The organism is Legionella maceachernii (assembly GCF_900167045.1).
Taxonomy (GTDB): domain Bacteria; phylum Pseudomonadota; class Gammaproteobacteria; order Legionellales; family Legionellaceae; genus Tatlockia; species Tatlockia maceachernii.
The window spans coordinates 32031-51424 of the sequence record NZ_FUXJ01000021.1; the positions used below are offsets into that span (position 1 = coordinate 32031).

Below are 19394 nucleotides of genomic sequence, written 5' to 3' on the forward strand. Positions count from 1 at the left end.
GGTTAGATAGTTCGTTTTGTCCACAAATGCAATTTTTTTGCCCATTGTTTAAAATGATGTAGGTATTTAAATCCCCTACTCCAGCACTCCAAACGAATATTTGGATTACTTGAAACAGCAGCATAAATAGTCTCTAACGCGAAAACTTTTTCATGAGTAACATAGTAGCATTGATTATTTTGCAATGAGGAAATAGTCTTCACTAAATTAAAATTTTCAAAATGCAGCATGCAATCATTCGGCACAGCATAACCCGATGGTAATAATCCTTGTTTTACAGCAATGACATAGGCCTCCATACGCTCTAAATATTGATTCTTACTGTAATCGCAAAGCGATTTTTTTTTCGAATTCGCATGCGGACAAAAACTTTCTTTTAACCACCCTAAGCCGAGCAATGCTTTATATTGTCCTGGCATAACATCACTTAACACAGAGTAAAAGGGATACATTCCGCCGGCACTTACGCCCGCTAGAACAGGTAATCGCTTTTCGGTTTTGAGTTTATTTAGGACAGAGGTAAATCCTGATTTTTCCCATATTTCCAGCATTTTTTCTGTATTACCGCCCCCAATAAAAAGGATATCTTGTTGAGCAAGATAGCTTTCGAGCTGCTCTTTTGTTAACTGCGATTTTGTCAAAACCAACTCTGAAGTAATAACTTTTTTTCTAAATTTTGAACTTACAAATCGAGTAAAAAATTTTCGCTCGATCAAACTATCATTACTGGCCGTTCCGATATAACAAAATTGAATAGTTGCTTTTTCAATTAAACTGAAAGCATACTCTAGAAATCGATTGAGGGTCCGATTTAAATTCATGATATGACTATCATCAAAGCTCATTAATAGCATGTGACTCATTGTACAGTCCTGAGATGCTTTGCTATCCGGCTTTTATCTGATTTTTAGTATTCGAGAAGAAATAAAATGCGGGATACGTTATCGGGTGCAAACACATTCTTCCAAATAATTATAGCCTATACTGAAACAGTTAGTAACAGCCTCATAACTTGCTAAAGCTTATAGCTGGATGCATGCTATTTACGTTTTGGCAAAGCGATAAATAATGAGCCTGGATCGTTTAGGGCATTAGCCTCGATGCCAGCTTGGATTCCTTCTCCCTTGTAAATGTCAACATGAGCCCCCACAATAGCACCGCCTGCATCTTGGGCCACACACCATGAAGCCATTTTTTTGCAATAATAAATAAAACTCATTCCAAGAGGAATGACCTGGTGATCGGTTGCACATGAAGCGTGTGGAGTGAGAGGAATATTTTCTGAACCATATGGCCCCTCCTCTTCTTTAGAAAAAAACACAAAACTTTGATCCCGATTTCTCAAGTTGGCGGCCTTATGACGATTCAAAGGGTTATCCAGGTATTGGCGAATGAGTTTTTCGGATGCGGCGCTATGTCGAATTTCTTTAGAGACGTTACAGCGTAACTGTGCTTCATCATAACAATTAGGATCTTTAGCACAACGTTCCATAGCGTCAAGATTACCTCCGCATGTGGGATCTTGAGCGCATTGGACAATGCGTCCAAGCATAGTGCGTGGCCTGCCGTTGGCACTATCGTAATTGATATGAAATAATGTGCCATCGAGCATGAGTGAGCCTGCCCCTTGAATCATTAAAAAAGGAGGGTCATTGGGGTCTTTAACGTAACCAATGACGTATTTTGGATTTAAAGCGCCCTGATCAATTTCCTCGCGATCAGGTACGACAGTGTATTTTCCATCCGCACTTTTCATACAAAATCCACGCCCTAGTTTAGTCAGTGGATCACTGCCGCATAGAGGCCCTTTTAAATGAAATTTCTTCGATTCTGAAGCCGCATTCACAACCCCTGGGTTACTATAAATTGGATATAAAAAAGGGGCAGCACGTTTCGTGCGTGCTTCAATAGCAGCCGGGGCGTAATAGGCAGTAAATTGAAATTCACCCTTTTTAAAATCCGCATGATTTTCCGGCCATCCTTCGCTTTTATACCAATCAAATTCGGTTTTAATATTGGATAAAAATTTTTTAAAATCGCCATGAGCAGCTTTTGCAAGAGCGAGCATTTTTTTGTTGGTGCTATGGCACCATTCATGCCGTTTGAATGTATGGCCAGCAATAGTCACTTTTTTAATTTCACCTTGATAATGCTGACAATTTTTAATCTGATTCGTTAATGCCTTGATGACTTCATCCATATTACCGACTGGGTTATCTAGCGGTAATTCAGAGGCCGAAATTTTATGAAACTTAAAGCGAAGCACTCCCGGCTCTTTGGCAGCCATTTTCTGCCTTGTAGTAAAATCAGCGAACCGTCTAATATCTAAACAGCGCTGGATTGGATCAGCGGGCAAGGCTGCGTGAGTAATGAGTGTAAACGTCATTAGGGAAAGGATTAAAATGGATTGAACCATGAGCGTTACCTTTAAAATTACCCTTTTAAATTTGCTTTTTTTATTATTGCCTGAACACATTATTCACTCACATAAATAGCCGTTAAGTATTAAACTCCCTGGATATCGCCTCATAAAACCCGGTGATACTCTTAAACTCAGATGCGATCACAAGACTCATGCTTTCATTATTTAAAAGTTGGGTCATGGCATTTCCTGGACCTAAATCAATAATACGATCATATTGGTATTCGTTAATCAATTCACAGACTTTTTGCCACTCTAATGGGGTATAAATTTCTTGATCCAGCCATTCTTTTTCTTCCTCAAACTCATACACTTTACCTAATTTAATCGGACTTATGATCGGATAATGGAGATTTTTTGGTCCTAACGCATTGATGAATTGATGAAATTGGCCTCGTAGGTTTTCATAGAAAGGGGTGTGCGACGGCAAATGGATATTTAGAAACTGCGTTTTTTTAAGGGGTATATGCGATAAGCGAATTAAAAGTTTTTTTAAATCAGTAACTTTTCCCCCAACCACTACCCGTTGATCCGAATTGATAATAGCCAAATAGCAATGCGCCTCGGTCACTAATGCGCGCATTTCTTCCCCATCAAATGTACCATTAATGTACAGCAAATCATAATCCGATGTCCCATGTTTGTTTATCACTGACGTCATTAGCTTAGTACGATAAGCAAGGACTCGGCTCATTTCATCGGGTGAGGCCTCAATACTCGCCAAAAAGGCAGCTACCTCACCTAAACTGTATCCGGCAAAGTTAAGTTGATGCCCTTCAAATAGAGGTTTTAACCGCGCAAATAAAGTCAGTTGATAACAGCCGATTATCAGTTGAGCATAAAAAGGGTTTTTACTATTTGTGGAAATGGAGTCCTTTGGAAGATTCATTGCCGTAACATATCGATGCAATATTTCCTGGGCAACTGGATCGTCATTAAAGAAGTTGAATAAATTATCCTCTTGGTAACCTTGTCCCGCAAAAAGGCATAAGACATTCATAATGATGTTCCAGAAAAAATAGAATGTAAAAAATACAATACACTGAGCAAGTCTGCGACACCACCCGGGCTGATGTTTTGCTGCGAAAAGACATCATGTAGCTGAATAGCGGCCTGAATAGACTGCTCCCTGTTATCCAAGGAAATGGCCTTCTGGATTTGATCACGCGCAAATTGAAGGCCATTTAAACCTACTCGATACAATACATTAATATCATCAAGATGTATTAAAAATCGTTGGTAAGCGAGCAACCCCAAAAAGACTTTATCATGGTGGAAAGCTTGTAAATTGCAGTAAGTTTCAAAAACAAGACGGTATCCTCCAATAGCAATTTGCTTTGCATCGGCAACGGCATATTTTTCTTTGACTATCGCGCCATGCGTGTTGTCATTGCGATGGTGCAAAGTGAGGTATGTGGCCCAATCCTCAATGATAGCTTGATGGAGATCATCCATCGAAAAGTCATTTTTTTTGACGCTTAATTTACAGCAAGAGGCACATAAAATACCTAAAGCAAAAATAGCACCTCGGTGAGTATTAATCCCTTTAGTAATACGGTACATGATTTGTTCTGCCTGTAACCCCCAACGAACTAATTTTTGCGGAGCATGCCCCAAAGACGCATAGAGTCCCACTTGAAAAAAGTAATGCCTCAAACCAAAAAGACTGCGAAAAAATAAAGCCCCGTCCATATCCTGATGAGCGCCATTATCCATAAAACTCACTAAGCCCGGCTTAGGGTATAAAGCAACTTCCTCGTATAAAGCACGCACGGCCAGTTTGGCGTAAAAACGGGCAACTTTATGAGGATCATGCCCTGAGTGTTGGAACCTGAGCATACAGATAGTCCCTGGAGATAAGTTTTATGTGTTGTGCCGATTTATAAAGAATGGTTGCACTGCTATTAGGTTGAATGAGTTCTAGCCAGGAACAATCACCGAAGTGAGGAAAACGAATCTCCCCATCCAGGCGTGAAATCGCTAAGATTTGCTTGAGTTTCCAATAGAGCTCGGCGAGTTCGGTTAAAGAGTGTTTTTCGTATAAAAGTAAGAGATCAAGATCAGAATTGGGGTGGACGTAACACAGTTGGGTTAGGTGTTGCCAACCATACGAGCCGTACACTTTAATATCTGTATTTAGCTTAAGAGTGACTTGTGGAAAAACCTCTTGAAACGTTGGAAGCGATCTCACTTCCCTAATCATGATTGAATCAAAGTGGGCTCTAAAACGGCGTTTTTCTTGAGAAGATAAATCGAAAAAAGGGAATGCTAACTGCACTAGCCCTGGTTTGAGCTCCTTGGGTTGAGACGTATAAATCAGTGGAAACTGATGCTCCAACCAGTAGTCTAGTAATTCACGCTCTCGCTTTTGAATTGGCGAGAGCGGTTTAGCCCCTTTTTCTAAATAGCATAAGGTATGGCGATGATAAATCATAAGCGTTTAATGGCTCGAATGAGATCATAAGCTTGGGTCCGCCCTCCATATTGTTTACCCAATTCCGCCCGATGATCTTGATTAATTTCTCCAGCCTGTGTCACTTTTAATAGTGCCTCTGCTACATGGTTCAGTTCTAAGACCTCGTGGATTCCACCGAGTTGTTTAAAATTTTCGACTCCTGGGGCAAAAACAGGAGAGTCTTGACTGATGCGGCGTAAGATCTCGATATCGATTTTAGTTACCTTAGCCATACCCTCGAGCCACATCACCGCTAATTGTGCATTTTTTAAGGCAAAAATACGATCTGCCATCATCCCAAAGGCAATAAAACTACCACCGATCGCCTGGTTATAAATTAATGAAATGATTGGATTACCTTTTCTTCTTACAAGATGTAAGCATTTGAGTAAATGGGCAAAGTAGGCATACATGCCTAGCCATTCATCGCGAATGGAAAGTTTTTGTCCAGCCACATCCGTCGGAAGGAAAATAGGATCCGTATTGCTACTCTTCAGTAAATTTAATACATGCTTCGCCATTTCCATGGCTTCGTCAATACCAAAATGGGTGTCTTCTACTGTGCCAATAATATTAAATCGAGTGTCTTTAATCTGGCCAGTACCAAAAACCACGTTTTGCTTGATTTCAGTTTGAGTTTGAGTAAAAACACTGGCAAGCAATTCCTTTAATGCTATTTTATCGCTAGGCATTGTTGATTCCCTTCTTAACTAAGGAAAGAAATTCCTTATCCGTGCAATTAAACACATCATGTTCTTGCAATTTGGGAGCGTGGTGCTCTATCCATTCTCCTTCTTCATGACATTCCTTTGCCGAGTCCATTCGTTGCTGTAATAATTGATGTTCCGCAAGCACCCAATCCGGATTAATAGAGGGCTGTTTTTGTAATTGTTGTAATGCATCGATAATGCTTTGGCGAATATCGCTCATTTGATTTGTCGTATAAGCCTGTGCTGCTTTTTGCATGAACCGAGTTCGTCCGCCATAGACCCGCCAAACTAAGGCCCGATCTTTACTGTCAAACACTTCGGTTCCTTTTACGGCTTGGATTACTTCCGCACCGGATATGCCAATACGAGCCACTTGATTAACAATGAGATAATCGAGGCAACCACTGATAATTCCCATGCCACCATAAGCCCCATTGCTTCCACAAATGACCCCAAGGGTTTTAACACCTGCCGAACGGGCATCAAGAATGGAGCGAATAATCTCTGAAATTTCAATTTCACCTACATTGGCTTCTTGTAAACGAACACCGCCACTGTCGATCAGCAATACGATGGCTGGTAATTGATGTTTCACCGCGTATTGAATTAAGCCATTCAATTTGGCACCGTGCACTTCGCCAACAGAGCCACCGATAAAATCCTTTTGTTGTGAGGCAATTGCCACTTTAGTGCCTGCAAATTGTGCCGTCCCAATGACAATGCCATCATCCGTTTCCACCTGCATTCCCAGCTGAGGCAATGTAGGGCTGGGAGTTTCTTGTTCCAATAAGAACTCAGAAAAACTACCTTCATCCACCAAAGAATTAATGCGGTTACGCGCCGTGGCCTCTGTATAACGGTCTTTTTTGTGATAGCCGGTTTCGTAGGTTTCAATGGCCTGACGCAAGCGTAGTGATACGACAGCGGGGGTAGCACCCGCGTCATTGAGCGTTAGTTCAAGTTCCTGATAGGGATAATCCTCAACAAAACGTTGAATGACATTATCCCAAGTTGCTTTAAATCCGCTGACTATCGTGTGCACCGTGATCTGAGTTTGTATTGAATGGGTATTGGGTTTAATAATCACTTCCAAATTGCCAGAACCAGCGACTCCGACTTTAGTCACAGCACCTTTTTTTATTTTTCTTGCTAATTCAAAAGTATATTCATAGGTGTCCATAAGTCACTCTACCAGTTTCTAAATTTTTTAGGGGGGCAATACAATCCTTTTGAGATCGTTACTAAATCCTGCATGGTTTGTGCTGCGAGTAAATCCCTATCGGCTTCTTTTAGAGAAATGTTCAAATCTTCGGGTCTTTGTATGACACCCCGGGAACGCAGCGCATCGACCATAGCTTTATCCCGTTTTAACCCAATGGGGGTGTATCCTGCGACGCCACGTATCGCTTGTTCTCGTTCTGTTAAACTTTGACATAATAAAAGATTGGCTATTCCTTCCTCAGTAACCAGGTGCGAAACATCATCACCATAAATCATCACGGGTGGCAAATCAGCCTGCATTTCCTTTTGTAATGCCCAAGCATCCAATTTCTCCACGAACGTGGGTTTACCCGCACTTTGAAAGGTTTCAACCATTTGCACCACCAACTTACGCCCGCGTGGCATCGCTGGTGATTGATGACCGTATTTTTCACGGCCCGCTTTAAGCCAAGCATAAGAAGAATGCCTTCGGCCGGTGGTATCGCAACCCATGTTCGGAGCACCACCAAATCCCGCAATTCGCCCTTTCGTTGCTGTAGAGCTATTACCTTGCAGATCAATTTGTAAAGTAGCACCAACAAATGCATCGCAGCCATAATGTCCTGCTAGTTGCCCATAAAGACGGTTAGAGCGTAGGGATCCGTCTCGGCCAGTAAAAAAAATATCGGGTTTAGAGCGAGTGTATTCATCCATGCCTACTTCACCCCCAAACGAGAAAATAGACTCCACGAATCCTGCTTCTATTGCAGGAATCAGCGTCGGTAAAGGGTTCACTACCCAGTGTTTACAGATTTTTCCTTTAAGTCCTAGAGATTGAGCATAGGTGGGCAAAAGGAGCTCGATTGCACAGGTATTAAAACCCACGCCATGATTTAGGCGATTCACTTGATAAGGCGCGTAAATTCCCTTAATAACCATCATGGCCATCAAAATTTTGACTTCATCAATATGGGCTGGATCACGGGTAAATAAGGGCTCAATATAATAAGGCGTTGGTGCTTCAACGACCGCATCAATCCAATCACCAGGAATATCAATGCGTGGGAGCTTAGAGACCATTTTGTTGACTTGAGCAATAATTACTCCATTCCTAAACGAAGTGGCTTCGACAATACTTGTGGTTTCTTCTGTGTTAGCCCCCGTGTACAAATTACCTTGCGCATCGGCTTGCTCGGCAGCAACTAATGTGACATTAGGGGTTAAGTCGATTAAATAGCGAGCATAGAGCTCGTTGTAAGTATGAATATTACCGATTTTGATCTGGTCTTTTTGGATCATCAAAGCCAAACGAGTGGATTGCGGACCCGCATAGGCGAAATCAATTTTTTCTGCAATTTTACGTTCAAATAAATCGAGGTGCTCCGGCAGAGCGACGGCTGATTGGACCATATGAAGGCGATTAATCTTTTTGGGGTTTACTTGACAAAGACTGCGAGCAAGAAAATCCGCCTGCTTTTGATTGTCTCCTTCAAGACAAACAATATCACCCGGTTTAATCGCAGCCTCCAGCAAGCCAACGATGTGCTTGGAAGATACTTTTTTCCCTTGCTCAAAAAAACCGTTTATTTTCGCGATTCTTTGTTCATAATCCTTGAGCCTCTTAGTCCAATCCATGAATTCTCAACGCGATGGTTTATAGTGAATTTACTATAACATGTTTCTTCACTTAGATGTTATTAAAGCAAAACGTAGACATCTTAACGGATAATATTCGATTAGATACGGATATCCTGAATGAGTTAGGTCTACTGAAGGATTTACTTAAATCTAAAAGGCCCATAAAATCCACCTTCTCATATTAGGGAGGATATTGTGAAGCAAATACTTTCAGTCGCATCCATAATTGTTTCCATTTTGGCAACTAGTCACTCTGTTCATGCAATGGATGCCCGGACAACGAATATCCCATGGGCTGGGTATTATATAGGAGGCAATCTCGGTGCGGCATTTGGTGGGTTAAAAAATACCCTTTCTGTGGTGAATACCTCTCCAAACCCATTATTTCATCAGCCCGCTATTCCGAATATTAATGCGTCCGGCTCAAAGACACTGACCTCCTCTCAATTTTCAGGCGGCGCTCAACTTGGCTACAATAAACCTGTCCTTTCCAACCTGCTCTTAGGATTTGAAGTAAGTTACGATTATATTAATTTACATGAATCTTCTGGAGGCATATTTGCTTACACGGCGAATAGTAAACATTATTATTCCTTATTTACTTGCGCTAAGCTTCATCATATAGGCACTTTACGCCCTCGTTTGGGTTACATTCATAAGAAATTTCTACCTTACGTGACCGGGGGCAGCGCTGTATCAAAACTCACTTACAGGCAAGTTTTTACTGATTTACAACACTTAGTGGTTCATCCAATCCCGTTCGATAAAACCATTTGGGGTTGGACAGCCGGCGGGGGATTGGAGTACGCTGCATTTGATCGTTATTCATTCAAAATAGAGTATTTATACTCAGGTTTTAGAGATCGTTCTGCGCACAGGCCATTGATTACTACTGGCCGTTTAGCAGGTCTTAGCGCAAACCTCGATAACACGCTGCATACTATTCATGTTCAAACCGTGTTGTTTGGGATCAGTGCGCATTTTGCATAACCTTCGCAAAGAGTAATAAGGGCATATATGAACATCAAAACCATCATTAAACACTTAGCTGCTAGTGTCGCAAGTACGTGTTTGCTTCCAACCGCCTTACTCCATGCCTCCCTTTCTTTTATACCGCTCACTACAACGACTATCCTCATGCCCAATAACGGGCACACTGTGGTTGAGTACTTGGTCACGAACCAAACAGGAAGTATCCATACTTTTTTCATGTTACCTACCGACATTGGCGTGGTGCAAAATTACTCGGATTTTAGACACTGCACAAATCCTTTCGTTTTGCTCCCTCAATCCTCTTGTGTGCTCTCGGTACTCATTAATCGAAACCAATTGTTACAGCTTAATGGTGGTCCACAGGTATGTATCATGCCCGGCATGTCTTGTGTACAACCTAATCCGCCGCACACATTACAAGTCATGTCACTCGACCCCAATTTTCCTTATGGAAGTTCCCCTTCAGGTAACGTGTGTGTTACTTCTGATAATTTTGCTACCCCTGAAACCATGCTCGGCTCCTGGGCGATGCTCACCGCCGTATCTCTGGATTCAGCAGGAGGTGTTTTGCCCTCTTTTATGACGCCTTCAAATGTCGTTTATGCGGTAGGTACAGCAGCACTCGGCGACCAGCTGGGCATAGCGAATTGTTCAGGGGGCTGTAACCAATTGAATGGCTATTGCTTTGCTCTAAAATTTAACGGCAAATCCACTTACCCCTATATGATTTTTCAATCGGTTAATATTGCTGCGAATCCTAATTCATTTGATATTTACATGGCCGGAGGCGGCTCTGGTGCTTTTCCTCAATTTTGCTCAACTTTCTGGGGCACTGGCTCTAGCATCAATTGGAGTAATAACATCGAAAACTCCCCTTCCCCCTTGTGCGCAAATTATTTTAATAACTTCTCGACTATCAATGCCAATTACTCTGTGACTTACAATGGCCAAACTTATTATGCAGCACAGACTTTACAAAATGCCTGTCAAGTCGCCACGACCACAGGCTTTAACTCCCAAAATTTCAGTAATGTTTCAGTGGTCCCTGTGACTTGCCCCCGATCGCTCACTCAAATTACTGGTATTGAACTCCCTTCAACGATAACCACTGTTGGTAACCAGGTTATTCAAAATCTGAGCACACTTACTGATAATAATTTTGCTACAACAGCGATCACGGGTGTATCAACAACGCAAATGGAAGATTGTAAGACCCCTTCATCAGGATACTGTGGCAACGTTGGCGCTAGCGTTGCTCATTATCAAGCCTCTATCTCTGCCACCACTACTGGCCCTATATTGACCGCCTCGCCCCCAAGCACTAGCTATTGCCAAAGCAATCCTGGTGCAAGCTTTTGTAGTTGGAATAATGGGCAATCGAGTGGCAGTGCATATTGCAATGCGAGCGCCTCCCAATGCATCAGTTGCGGAAATGGAGCAAAATGGTGTACCTGTAATGGGGCAACACTTATAGGCTGTCAATCGAGTATTTTGGGGTAGAAATCAATCGGCCAAACAAGCCAAGCATAGTGGCGTTGTTGGAATTAAAACCTAGCAGATAAAATTGATTTTATCTGCTAGAACTGTCTCTGGAAGTCACTGAATTTGTCAAAGATCATCCCTATCTCCTTGTTCCACATCGAAAGGGGCTAACGATGACATTGCTTCTTTACAAATACGTTCTCTCCGCTAGGGAACAGCGACAGTTGAAGTACTTTGCGAGAAAACCGACTCTTGTCGATATAGAGGCCTCTGCAATAAAAACTCTCTTACATTGTGTTTGACGACATCTTCAAAAGAAGCATTTTGACTAAAAACCTTTTTTTGCCTTTCAGAACTGGTTCCAGATTCCATAATTGTTCTTAGGAAAGAGAAGTAGTGTTGATAATTAAGTTTATCCACATAAGGTTCAAGCTTACCAATCCATTCATAAATATCCTCACGCATGAGTTTAATTTTACCTTCTGTATTCATAATAAGCTCACTATCCAAACCATAGCGAATAGCACGCCATTTGTTTTCACGCGAAAGCCAATGGGGAGGGCACGCGACTGATTCCAACCAGCCTCCATTATCAGCAAACCAGTAAGCAAGGGTATGAATAAATGCAACAAGAGCTAATGTTTCCGCTAAGGTCGCTGTACCATCACAGACTCTTATCTCCAAAGTACCAAAGCTCGGACTTGGTCTTAAGTCCCACCATAGATCTTTTAATGATTTAATTGAGCCACAGGCTTTCAAGCTTTTATAAAGATGTTCAAAATCTTGCCATGACTTCACCTGATAGGGTTGTCCTGCGGTGGGCAACGCTTCGTATGCGGTGGGCCGACAAGAGGCAAGTCCTGTTTCAATGCCTTGCCAAAAAGGAGAGCTGGAGGAAAGAGCCAGTAAGTGAGGCAAAAAATACATAAAAAAATTATTGAATCGGATGCAATCCTCACCACTTTTCATGCCAAGATGAACATGAAGGCCATAAACACTCATACGTCTTGTTAACCATTGGTTGCGATCAATTAAATCAAGGTAACGTGCCGTTGGCGAAACCTGCCAATCGGAATACTTGGAAAAGGGATGAGATCCAGTGGATGCAAATAATAGTCCAAGATCTTTTGTAGCACACTGAAGATCAGACAAAGATGTATAGAGATCATCTTCTACTTCTTTGACGTTATCACACTTGTCTGTGGTGATTTCGATTGTGCTTAAATAAAATTCAGGCTTGATTTTAGGTAAATCAGCAGTTGCATGAAGTACTTCCTCTGATTTTGAAGATAAATTGAGTGTTTCGGGATCAATAAGCTGAAGTTCAATTTCAACCCCTAAAGTGAGAAATCCGTTACTCAAAAATTGAATATCCTCATTGTTAGTAGGCTCTAACGCATTAGCGGATGGGTATATGGTTTGTTGAGTTAATTCATTAGGCATAACCTCTCCTCTTTTTTATGATTGTTTTGAAAAATGTTTTATTGGGTTAACAACCCATGCTTGTAAATTCTCCTCCTCTACAGCTATTCAGAATTGTTTGATAAAGCAGTAATCACTAATCTGTTGAAATACCTCTACAGAAGCAATTTTCGATAGTAACCCCGTATGGAATAGATTGCAAATCCACGAAATCGCTTAATTGGTTGAAATTAAAATGCTTTAGAAGTCACCAGCATCTCGAACCAGTGTTCCATAGAAAATTGCGCTGTATGGTCGCTATAGAGCTAAAAAAAGGTAAATTTAAACCTGCAGATAAGGGACAAATAGAATTATATTTACGTTGGCTTGAAAAGCATGAAATGGAGCGAGGAGAGAATCCACCTATTGGAATTATCCTTTGCTCAAAAAAATCTGATGAACGAGTTGAATTGTTACAGCTAGAACAAAAAGTGGGATTAGAGTTTCCCATTTTATTACGGAACTTCCACCAAAAGAAATATTTGGAAGAAGATTACACGAAGCAATAGAGCGTGCTAGAGAAAGGGAAGTAAGCCGAAAATTGCTTGATTAATTTGCTTTTCTCATTCCGCTTAACTTCAAAGAATAAGTCTGATTATCACAAGTAATCAGACTTAAGATACTTTCTAGCTCTCAGCAAAAATACCCTACTATCAATATGAAAATACCTTTGGAACGCTTTAATTCTTCTTGGGTTTCACCCATTTTTACCAGGCCTGAGCCTATCAAAATGTTAATTGGTGCCCAACTTTAGCCGAAAGATCTCACCTTTCAATTCAATCGTATCTCCTGCAACCATCTTTTTTCTTTTCTGTTTTTCTATTATGCCGTTTACCAAGACAATGCCAGCAGCTATCATATCCTTAGCTTCTGCTCCACTCGAGGCGATACCTTCAAATTAAGAATTTTAAAGAGTTCAACAGTTCTTTATTAATGAAAACATCCGTCATATTATTTATTACATCCAGTAATGATGAGTTGTCGCAATCTTTACTTTTTAATGAAGCAAGATAAAGGCGCAAGAAGATGAGCCGTTATTTATTACACGCTATGGGACGCGCTTACAGACTTTAGATGTTTATCGAATATGCCAAAGGGTGTTAAAGCAAGCCTTAGCATTTTTACCGGACCATGAGAAATTTAACTTTACTCCTCATAAACTTCGACATACTTTTTTAAGGAAAGTCACTGATAAGCATGGAGTGCACTTCGCTCAAGAGCTTAGCGGCAATGTGTCGATTAAGGAAATTTTTCGTTATGCCAAACCGAGCCAGGAAGAAATACAAACAAGTATTGAAGAACTGTTTTGTAATTAGTCTAATCGGAGACAAGAAATGAATTACACAAAATTCTCTATATCAGATTTTCGTTGTTTTTCACAAGAGCAATCACTATGGTTTGGTATACCTGTAGCAGATAAAATTGGGTCTGGCATCACGTATATTGTTGGCTCAAATAGTTCTGGAAAAACCACCCTCATTGAAGGTTTGTGGATAAACGAGCAGGTAAAAATAAGATCCTCGGAGAAAAGAACTCACAGTGGTCCCCGATTTTGTTTATATGATATAGATGAGAATTTAAACAGAGAAGTGAGCTTATTGCGAGAAGACTCATACACATTAAAAGAGGATCCTAAAGTTCCTCCTAATGAATTATTTGAAATAATTTCCTCAAGAAGACATTGGCAATCAACAACCGCTGGGGAGCAATTGAGTTCGGCAGTTCTTGATACCACACGCGAATTGAATCCTCGAAATCAGCAAAATAATATAGCTACAGCTAATATTTTAAAGGATATAGAGAAAGACAGTGAAAAATATGAGCAATTTACGGCTTTAGTAAAAAGAGTAATTCCCGAATTTACTAAGTGGGCAGTCGCTTATGAAGAAAACGAATATATTGAATATACCTCTAGCGAAGGAATAAAACATAAAACAGATTTTTTAGGGGATGGAGTTATTTCAATTATTAGAATTCTTGCCCATCTTTTTGAACCTAGAACGTCAGGTATTATCATAGATGAACCAGAACTTTCTTTACATCCACTGGCGCAGAAGAAGTTAATTAAGTTAATTGCTGAATATGCACAAAATAGACAAATTATTATTTCCACCCATAGCCCTTATTTTGTAAGTTGGGAATATATACAAAATGGTGCTGTGCTTAATCGGGTTGCGAAAATAAATGATACTAGCTCTAAAATTTATACGATAAAAGATTTTAACAAATATAAGAAACTAACGAATGGCTCGAACTGGCAGCAACCATATTTAATGGATATAGTTTCAAGGGAAATTTTTTTTCAAGACAATATCTTATTTGTTGAAGGACAGGAGGACGTTGGTCTTTTAGAGAATGAACTTAAGGATAAAGATATTAATTTTTTTGGTTATGGGGTGAGGGGAATTCAAAATTTTGAATTTGCATTTCAATTGGCAAAGGACTTAGGAATAAAAAAAGCTTGTGTCTTGATAGATTCACCGTCTGATCCCGCGGTAGGTGAGGAGAATAAGGTTAAGGAAGTTTTAGAAAAAAAATTTAAAAGTTACAAAGTGGTACAGTGGGAACGTACTGATATTAGAGATAAGCCAGCTCAAACCAAACCCGCAAAAGAAAAACTAGGTTATTTCACCGCTAAAGGTATAAAAAAGAAGGACGAGGAGTTAGGTGACTTTTACAATAAAATTGAACAAATAATTGATTTTTTTAAAAATTAAAAGTGTCTAGCTTAATATGGTATAGAAAGTTTTCTTATTTTAACAGTTCATCTATTAGTTTAAGCTTCTCCTCATTCCGCCAGTTATGGAAAGCTTTTATCATACTTTGAAAGTCGAGGCGATTTATGGGACTTCTTTAAAACAAGAAAAGAGGCTCAATTGGCTCTGTTTGATTATATTGAAGTGTTTTACAATCGCAAGCGTATCCATTCAACCTTAGGGTTTCTAACTCCTAATGAGTGGGAATGGCTGCATAATGTTGGTGTCCGGTTTTTTGAGGAAGGATCAAGTCGAGATTTGTAAAAACATTGGTACTAAGCTGAAAGAAGGTATGCCTCTTGACGAGTATGAACACCACATTATGGTTGATGTATTATTGCTACATGCCAGACTTGGTTCTTAATTAATATTTTTGCCAGCCTTCCATCTCAATAAATGAAAAATATTTTTACCATTTTGTGCTAGTATGTTAATATGTACATGTACATATTTTTAGGTGATCCATGGAAACTTTGACTTATACTTCTTTCAGAGAAAATCTTGCTGACGCATTAGAGCGTGTAGAGAAAGGAGAAACTATTGAAATTACCAGAAGAGGTCATCAATCTGTGTTTCTTACACCTACTCCTAAGGTTGAAGGCAAATTAGAGGCTAAAAGTATTAAGTTTGCTGACAACGACCGATTTAATGCCTCTCTCAAGCGCATTCAAAAAAAACACGCTAAGAATATTCAGGCTTTAGCTGATAGATGAGTGACATAGAGTTTTTATCTGCTGAGCAAGTTTGCGATATTCAAAAAGTAACTCTTTCTATGGCTCCATCAAGCAATATTGGGTTGATTGAAGGAGCTGTAAATCGAATTATTAATGAATATCTATATAATGGTACATCAGATATTTTCGAACTTGCTGCATTATATTTAATAGCTATAGCCAAAGCACACGCTTTTCCTGATGCTAATAAAAGAACAGCATATCAAGCTGCGTTGATGTTTTTAGATTTAAACGGCATTTTTATTTCCGAAAGTGATAGCCTTATTGAAATAACCGTAAAAGCAGCAAAAGGTACCACAAATATTCAGGAAATAGTAAAAGTACTAAAACATAACACGGAGCAGATGGATTGAGCTAAGAAACATATAAACTACAATACCTCTATTAAGGGTATCAGGAAGAATCGTCCGTAAATACACGCTAAGCTAAAAAACAATAAATTCTATACAAAAAGAAAACTTTTTTCACCATACTCTTTTAACAAATCTTGATAGGGATGTATAAAAAGGCTGCCTCCTGCATGTTCAAAGCGAGCAATGATGGCAATAAGATAATCAGCAGAGGCCGAAATAATTTTCAGTTCATCTGGGGTAAACTTACATTTACGATATTCTTCATAAGACTTAACGAATTCCCGTGCCTCATCTGGAGTTGGCGTTATTTTAAAACCAGAGCCCCAATCAGCTGTAAACTGAGCAGCTGCTCTTCCTAGCATTTCAAGCTCATTCATAGTGCCTAACGAATCCCAATCAAAAATACCTTTTAGCTTTCCTTGTTGAAAAATAGCATTTTTAGTTCCCCAATCTGTATGGGCAAGCTTCTTTTGTAAATTGATTTTGTTTAATAACTTACGAGCTGAGAGGGCTTTTTTAGCAATCCATCCAGCGCCATTAGCTGATTTCTTTAGGTTAAATAAGGCATTATGAGGCATAGGCCAAAGCTTTCTATCATTGGCTTGTTGAAAAATATTTTGTAGTGGCATTAATTGAAATTTGTCTACAATAGCTGAGAAATTTGCTAGCGCTTTAGCAAGCTGTGAGCGAATAATAAATTGATGGCCATTTTCTTTTTGGCCTTCTATCAGTTCATATAATCCAGCATGCGTTTGATTGAATTTAAAGATAGGGCTTAATACTTTGGGTGCTGGAAAATCTTGTTTATAAAAGAGGTTCTGTACCTCGTTCATCTTCTTTAAATAAGTTTCGGGAATTTTAGGCGAATATATTTTCAGCACAATTTTTTGATGATTTGACAAAATAAAACCAAATACGACCCCAATACTGGATTCAATAAACAAAATATCTTCGATACTTGTTTTTAGATGCTCATTAATCAGTTGATATATTAAATGAAATACTTTATTGGAATCATCAAAACCAATGATATCTTTAAAAATCTGTTTTAATTCAAATATCTCTCTAAATATTGCTCTAATTTCAGAGAGAAAGTCATTACTTTTTACCTGCCAATAGATTTTTTCCTGCCTCTTTTAATGAACCATCTCCATTAAGATAGGTGTAAAGTGTCGCGGTTGTGATATTTAATCTTTTAGCAATTTGAGATGCGACCGCTTTATTATCGGACATAACAGACATGGCAATCTGTAAAGTTGATATATCCATTTTCCGGGGACGTCCTCCCATTCTGCCACGAGCTCTCGCTGCTTTTAAACCAGCATGAGTACGTTCAATAATGAGTTCTCGTTCATATTCTGCTAATGCTGCAAATAAGCCAAAGACTAATCGACCATTAGCGGTGGTGGTATCAATTTGTGCGCCATGTCCTGTTAGCACTTTAAAGCCAATATTGTGTTGCCGTAATCCATCGATAATTGTAATCAGGTGCTTTAAATCTCTGCCTAAACGATCAAGCTTCCAGACTATCAATATATTACCTGGCTGTAATGCTTTAAGACAGGCTTGCAATCCAGGTCTGGCTTCTTTTTTACCAGAAACGGTATCTTGATAAATACGCTCTTCATTGACCCCTGCTGCAAGTAGGGCATCTTTTTGTAAATCTAAATTTGAGAGCCATCACTTTTGGATACTCGCATATAACCAATAAGCATAATTCCCTTTGTCGACTTAGAAACTTACTGGCATACTAGCAAACTTAGCTTTGTTTTTTCAATGGGTTTTTAAGCAGAGATTCAAAGTACATAGCCTATGTTTAACAACCGCTAAGAAAACGCTCGTTTTTTGAGTGGTTTTAAAAGAAAAATTATAGGAATAGGATTTGAGTCAACAAGAAGTTATCTTAGCTTTGCCTGAATCGATCATCGTTCAGCTTGCCACATTACCACAACAGGATAGGCTCACTATTCAAAGATGTCGGGGACAGCATAATCGCCTTGGATTTGCCTATCAGCTCATGTTCGCTAAAGTGTTTAATAGATTTCCTAATCAAGTTCCACTTGAAATTCAATCACAGATACTGACTTTTGCCGTTTTGCAGCTTGGTATTAAAACAGAATTGATTGATGCCTATCAAAAACGCCAACAAACCATCTCAGAGCATCAGCAGCAAATTCGGATTTATTTGAATTTAGCAAATTTCGATAAAGACACTATGGCACAAGTCATGGACTTTTTGTTTATCGAAGCACAACGAATAGAACACATTAGCATATTATTGGCTAAGACCGAACAATTTTTGAAAGAGCAGAATATTTTACAGCCTGCCCGCGATACTTTGGAGCGGTTAATTATTACCCAAAGGCAAAAAGCACGACAGTTTATTTATGACAAGATGTTAAATCATTTAACAGAAATACAATGTATCGCATTGGATAATTTGCTTAAAGTGGATGAGAACCGATTATCTTTATTACAGCAATTAAAGCAGCCCCCTTCTCAACCTTCTCCAAAAGCACTCATAGCCTTGACCAAGAAATTAGAATTAGTTGAGACGATTGGCATTGCAAAAATTGATACTCACTGGTTAAACAATAATTATCAACGCACGTTAACAAAATATGTCATGGGCTACTCTGCTAAACGTTTAAGAGATTTACAGCCATCTTATCGATATACGGCCGGTAATCCCCCCATTTTAAGTGATGCTAAAAGTAGAGGATTAAGCAACTAGTGCCAATTTTTGCTTTGGAGGATCCCTCCGATAGCAGTATTAGGTCGTTCATTATTATACGTCCATAGCCTTGTGTCGCATGGTGTTGTACCTCGGCAATACTTTCAAATAAATGTTGGCTTAACCAATCATATCGAACTGTACGTTATACCGCTCAATGAAAGCATTTTGCTGCGGGTTTCCCGGTTGGATAAAAACTAATTGAATCTGATTTTTATCAGCCCACTGTTCCAGTACCTTACTGATATATTCAGGCCCATAGTCACAACGAATTTGTCGTGGCTTACCACGCCACTCAATGCTCTGATTCAGAGTTCTTACAACGCGTTCTGCTGGCAAGGAAAAGTCCACCTCGATAGCAAGGCCTTCTCGATTGAAATCATCAAGTACGTTTAATAATCGATAAGAACGGCCATTGTCTAATTGATCGTGCATAAAATCCATCGACCAACATTC

The 19394-nt window shown here is 39.6% G+C and carries 20 protein-coding genes and 2 pseudogenes; 9 read left to right on the forward strand and 13 right to left on the reverse strand.

Going from position 1 to position 19394, the window contains the following annotated elements; translation table 11 throughout:
- Positions 1 to 2: 2 nt before the first annotated feature.
- From B5D33_RS14410 to mdcA, 8 genes are all read right to left on the reverse strand, one after another.
- Complete coding sequence (locus tag B5D33_RS14410) at positions 3 to 863, reverse strand: Type 1 glutamine amidotransferase-like domain-containing protein (RefSeq protein WP_078767484.1); 861 nt, start codon at positions 861 to 863, stop codon at positions 3 to 5.
- A 176-nt stretch (positions 864 to 1039) separates the two neighbouring features.
- Positions 1040 to 2416, reverse strand: a complete 1377-nt coding sequence (locus tag B5D33_RS14415) for an MltA domain-containing protein (RefSeq protein WP_058453466.1) — start codon at positions 2414 to 2416, stop codon at positions 1040 to 1042.
- An 82-nt stretch (positions 2417 to 2498) separates the two neighbouring features.
- Positions 2499 to 3422 carry an acyltransferase domain-containing protein gene (locus B5D33_RS14420; RefSeq protein WP_058453431.1) on the reverse strand — a complete coding sequence of 308 codons (924 nt, stop codon included), beginning with the start codon at positions 3420 to 3422 and terminating at the stop codon, positions 2499 to 2501.
- Complete coding sequence (locus tag B5D33_RS14425; protein WP_058453430.1) at positions 3419 to 4261, reverse strand: triphosphoribosyl-dephospho-CoA synthase; 843 nt, start codon at positions 4259 to 4261, stop codon at positions 3419 to 3421. Before B5D33_RS14425 ends, B5D33_RS14420 begins: the two co-directional genes overlap by 4 nt.
- On the reverse strand, positions 4233 to 4856 hold the full coding sequence (gene mdcG, locus B5D33_RS14430; RefSeq protein ID WP_058453429.1) for a malonate decarboxylase holo-[acyl-carrier-protein] synthase: 624 nt from the start codon (positions 4854 to 4856) through the stop codon (positions 4233 to 4235). Before mdcG ends, B5D33_RS14425 begins: the two co-directional genes overlap by 29 nt.
- Complete coding sequence (locus tag B5D33_RS14435; RefSeq protein ID WP_058453428.1) at positions 4853 to 5569, reverse strand: biotin-independent malonate decarboxylase subunit gamma; 717 nt, start codon at positions 5567 to 5569, stop codon at positions 4853 to 4855. Before B5D33_RS14435 ends, mdcG begins: the two co-directional genes overlap by 4 nt.
- Positions 5562 to 6767 carry a biotin-independent malonate decarboxylase subunit beta gene (gene mdcD, locus B5D33_RS14440; protein WP_058453427.1) on the reverse strand — a complete coding sequence of 402 codons (1206 nt, stop codon included), beginning with the start codon at positions 6765 to 6767 and terminating at the stop codon, positions 5562 to 5564. Before mdcD ends, B5D33_RS14435 begins: the two co-directional genes overlap by 8 nt.
- A gap of 8 nt (positions 6768 to 6775) precedes the next feature.
- Positions 6776 to 8422 carry a malonate decarboxylase subunit alpha gene (mdcA, locus tag B5D33_RS14445; RefSeq protein WP_058453426.1) on the reverse strand — a complete coding sequence of 549 codons (1647 nt, stop codon included), beginning with the start codon at positions 8420 to 8422 and terminating at the stop codon, positions 6776 to 6778.
- Between the two features lie 198 nt (positions 8423 to 8620).
- On the opposite strand from mdcA, the gene B5D33_RS14450 reads away from it, so the two are divergent.
- A complete protein-coding gene (locus B5D33_RS14450; protein ID WP_058453425.1) occupies positions 8621 to 9415 on the forward strand; it encodes an outer membrane protein in 795 nt (264 codons plus the stop codon).
- Between the two features lie 27 nt (positions 9416 to 9442).
- Complete coding sequence (locus tag B5D33_RS14455; protein WP_058453424.1) at positions 9443 to 10918, forward strand: hypothetical protein; 1476 nt, start codon at positions 9443 to 9445, stop codon at positions 10916 to 10918.
- Positions 10919 to 11107: 189 nt separating this feature from the next.
- Here B5D33_RS14455 and B5D33_RS14460 read toward each other — a convergent pair whose 3' ends face one another.
- Complete coding sequence (locus tag B5D33_RS14460; RefSeq protein ID WP_058453423.1) at positions 11108 to 12343, reverse strand: carboxylate-amine ligase; 1236 nt, start codon at positions 12341 to 12343, stop codon at positions 11108 to 11110.
- Positions 12344 to 12588: 245 nt separating this feature from the next.
- Here B5D33_RS14460 and B5D33_RS14465 point away from each other — a divergent pair, with 245 nt between their 5' ends.
- Positions 12589 to 12870, forward strand: coding sequence for a PDDEXK nuclease domain-containing protein (locus B5D33_RS14465; RefSeq protein ID WP_267889341.1), 282 nt, complete (start codon positions 12589 to 12591; stop codon positions 12868 to 12870).
- A 224-nt stretch (positions 12871 to 13094) separates the two neighbouring features.
- Here the strand turns inward: B5D33_RS14465 and B5D33_RS16885 are convergent, their stop codons facing one another.
- A complete protein-coding gene (locus B5D33_RS16885) occupies positions 13095 to 13220 on the reverse strand; it encodes an RNA-binding S4 domain-containing protein (protein WP_234802521.1) in 126 nt (41 codons plus the stop codon).
- A 151-nt stretch (positions 13221 to 13371) separates the two neighbouring features.
- On the opposite strand from B5D33_RS16885, the gene B5D33_RS17000 reads away from it, so the two are divergent.
- The 5 genes and pseudogenes from B5D33_RS17000 (at position 13372) to B5D33_RS14495 (ending at position 16204) form a co-directional block, all read left to right on the forward strand.
- On the forward strand, positions 13372 to 13677 hold the full coding sequence (locus B5D33_RS17000) for a tyrosine-type recombinase/integrase (RefSeq protein ID WP_324610546.1): 306 nt from the start codon (positions 13372 to 13374) through the stop codon (positions 13675 to 13677).
- A gap of 18 nt (positions 13678 to 13695) precedes the next feature.
- On the forward strand, positions 13696 to 15078 hold the full coding sequence (locus tag B5D33_RS14480) for an ATP-dependent nuclease (RefSeq protein ID WP_058453420.1): 1383 nt from the start codon (positions 13696 to 13698) through the stop codon (positions 15076 to 15078).
- Between the two features lie 147 nt (positions 15079 to 15225).
- Positions 15226 to 15381, forward strand: a pseudogene (locus B5D33_RS14485) (IS3 family transposase); the annotation flags it as partial.
- 200 nt (positions 15382 to 15581) lie between these two features.
- On the forward strand, positions 15582 to 15830 hold the full coding sequence (locus tag B5D33_RS14490; RefSeq protein WP_058453419.1) for a type II toxin-antitoxin system Phd/YefM family antitoxin: 249 nt from the start codon (positions 15582 to 15584) through the stop codon (positions 15828 to 15830).
- The gene (locus B5D33_RS14495) at positions 15827 to 16204 is read left to right on the forward strand and encodes a type II toxin-antitoxin system death-on-curing family toxin (protein WP_058453418.1); all 378 of its coding nucleotides are present in this window, start codon (positions 15827 to 15829) and stop codon (positions 16202 to 16204) included. Before B5D33_RS14490 ends, B5D33_RS14495 begins: the two co-directional genes overlap by 4 nt.
- An 89-nt stretch (positions 16205 to 16293) precedes the next feature.
- Here B5D33_RS14495 and B5D33_RS14500 read toward each other — a convergent pair whose 3' ends face one another.
- Together B5D33_RS14500 and B5D33_RS14505 are read right to left on the reverse strand one after the other, a co-directional pair.
- Positions 16294 to 17148 (reverse strand): phosphotransferase, encoded by an 855-nt coding sequence (locus tag B5D33_RS14500; protein ID WP_058453417.1) that lies wholly within the window; start codon positions 17146 to 17148, stop codon positions 16294 to 16296.
- Between the two features lie 154 nt (positions 17149 to 17302).
- The gene (locus B5D33_RS14505; RefSeq protein ID WP_324610547.1) at positions 17303 to 17821 is read right to left on the reverse strand and encodes a recombinase family protein; all 519 of its coding nucleotides are present in this window, start codon (positions 17819 to 17821) and stop codon (positions 17303 to 17305) included.
- Positions 17822 to 18086: 265 nt separating this feature from the next.
- Here B5D33_RS14505 and B5D33_RS14510 point away from each other — a divergent pair, with 265 nt between their 5' ends.
- The gene (locus B5D33_RS14510) at positions 18087 to 18938 is read left to right on the forward strand and encodes a DUF4158 domain-containing protein (RefSeq protein WP_058453416.1); all 852 of its coding nucleotides are present in this window, start codon (positions 18087 to 18089) and stop codon (positions 18936 to 18938) included.
- Here the strand turns inward: B5D33_RS14510 and B5D33_RS14515 are convergent.
- A pseudogene (locus B5D33_RS14515) lies at positions 18927 to 19394 on the reverse strand (DDE-type integrase/transposase/recombinase); the annotation flags it as partial. The gene B5D33_RS14510 and the pseudogene B5D33_RS14515 sit on opposite strands and share 12 nt — an antisense overlap.

Excerpts from the sequence above, each read along its gene's own strand:
- B5D33_RS14410 (WP_078767484.1), bottom strand. The coding sequence starts at position 863 with ATGAGTCACATGCTATTAATGAGCTTTGATGATAGTCATATCATGAAT.
- B5D33_RS14415 (WP_058453466.1), bottom strand. The coding sequence starts at position 2,416 with ATGGTTCAATCCATTTTAATCCTTTCCCTAATGACGTTTACACTCATT.
- B5D33_RS14420 (WP_058453431.1), bottom strand. The coding sequence starts at position 3,422 with ATGAATGTCTTATGCCTTTTTGCGGGACAAGGTTACCAAGAGGATAAT.
- B5D33_RS14425 (WP_058453430.1), bottom strand. The coding sequence starts at position 4,261 with ATGCTCAGGTTCCAACACTCAGGGCATGATCCTCATAAAGTTGCCCGT.
- mdcG (WP_058453429.1), bottom strand. The coding sequence starts at position 4,856 with ATGATTTATCATCGCCATACCTTATGCTATTTAGAAAAAGGGGCTAAA.
- B5D33_RS14435 (WP_058453428.1), bottom strand. The coding sequence starts at position 5,569 with ATGCCTAGCGATAAAATAGCATTAAAGGAATTGCTTGCCAGTGTTTTT.
- mdcD (WP_058453427.1), bottom strand. The coding sequence starts at position 6,767 with ATGGACACCTATGAATATACTTTTGAATTAGCAAGAAAAATAAAAAAA.
- mdcA (WP_058453426.1), bottom strand. The coding sequence starts at position 8,422 with ATGGATTGGACTAAGAGGCTCAAGGATTATGAACAAAGAATCGCGAAA.
- B5D33_RS14455 (WP_058453424.1), top strand. The coding sequence starts at position 9,443 with ATGAACATCAAAACCATCATTAAACACTTAGCTGCTAGTGTCGCAAGT.
- B5D33_RS14460 (WP_058453423.1), bottom strand. The coding sequence starts at position 12,343 with ATGCCTAATGAATTAACTCAACAAACCATATACCCATCCGCTAATGCG.
- B5D33_RS16885 (WP_234802521.1), bottom strand. The coding sequence starts at position 13,220 with ATGATAGCTGCTGGCATTGTCTTGGTAAACGGCATAATAGAAAAACAG.
- B5D33_RS14480 (WP_058453420.1), top strand. The coding sequence starts at position 13,696 with ATGAATTACACAAAATTCTCTATATCAGATTTTCGTTGTTTTTCACAA.
- B5D33_RS14490 (WP_058453419.1), top strand. The coding sequence starts at position 15,582 with ATGGAAACTTTGACTTATACTTCTTTCAGAGAAAATCTTGCTGACGCA.
- B5D33_RS14495 (WP_058453418.1), top strand. The coding sequence starts at position 15,827 with ATGAGTGACATAGAGTTTTTATCTGCTGAGCAAGTTTGCGATATTCAA.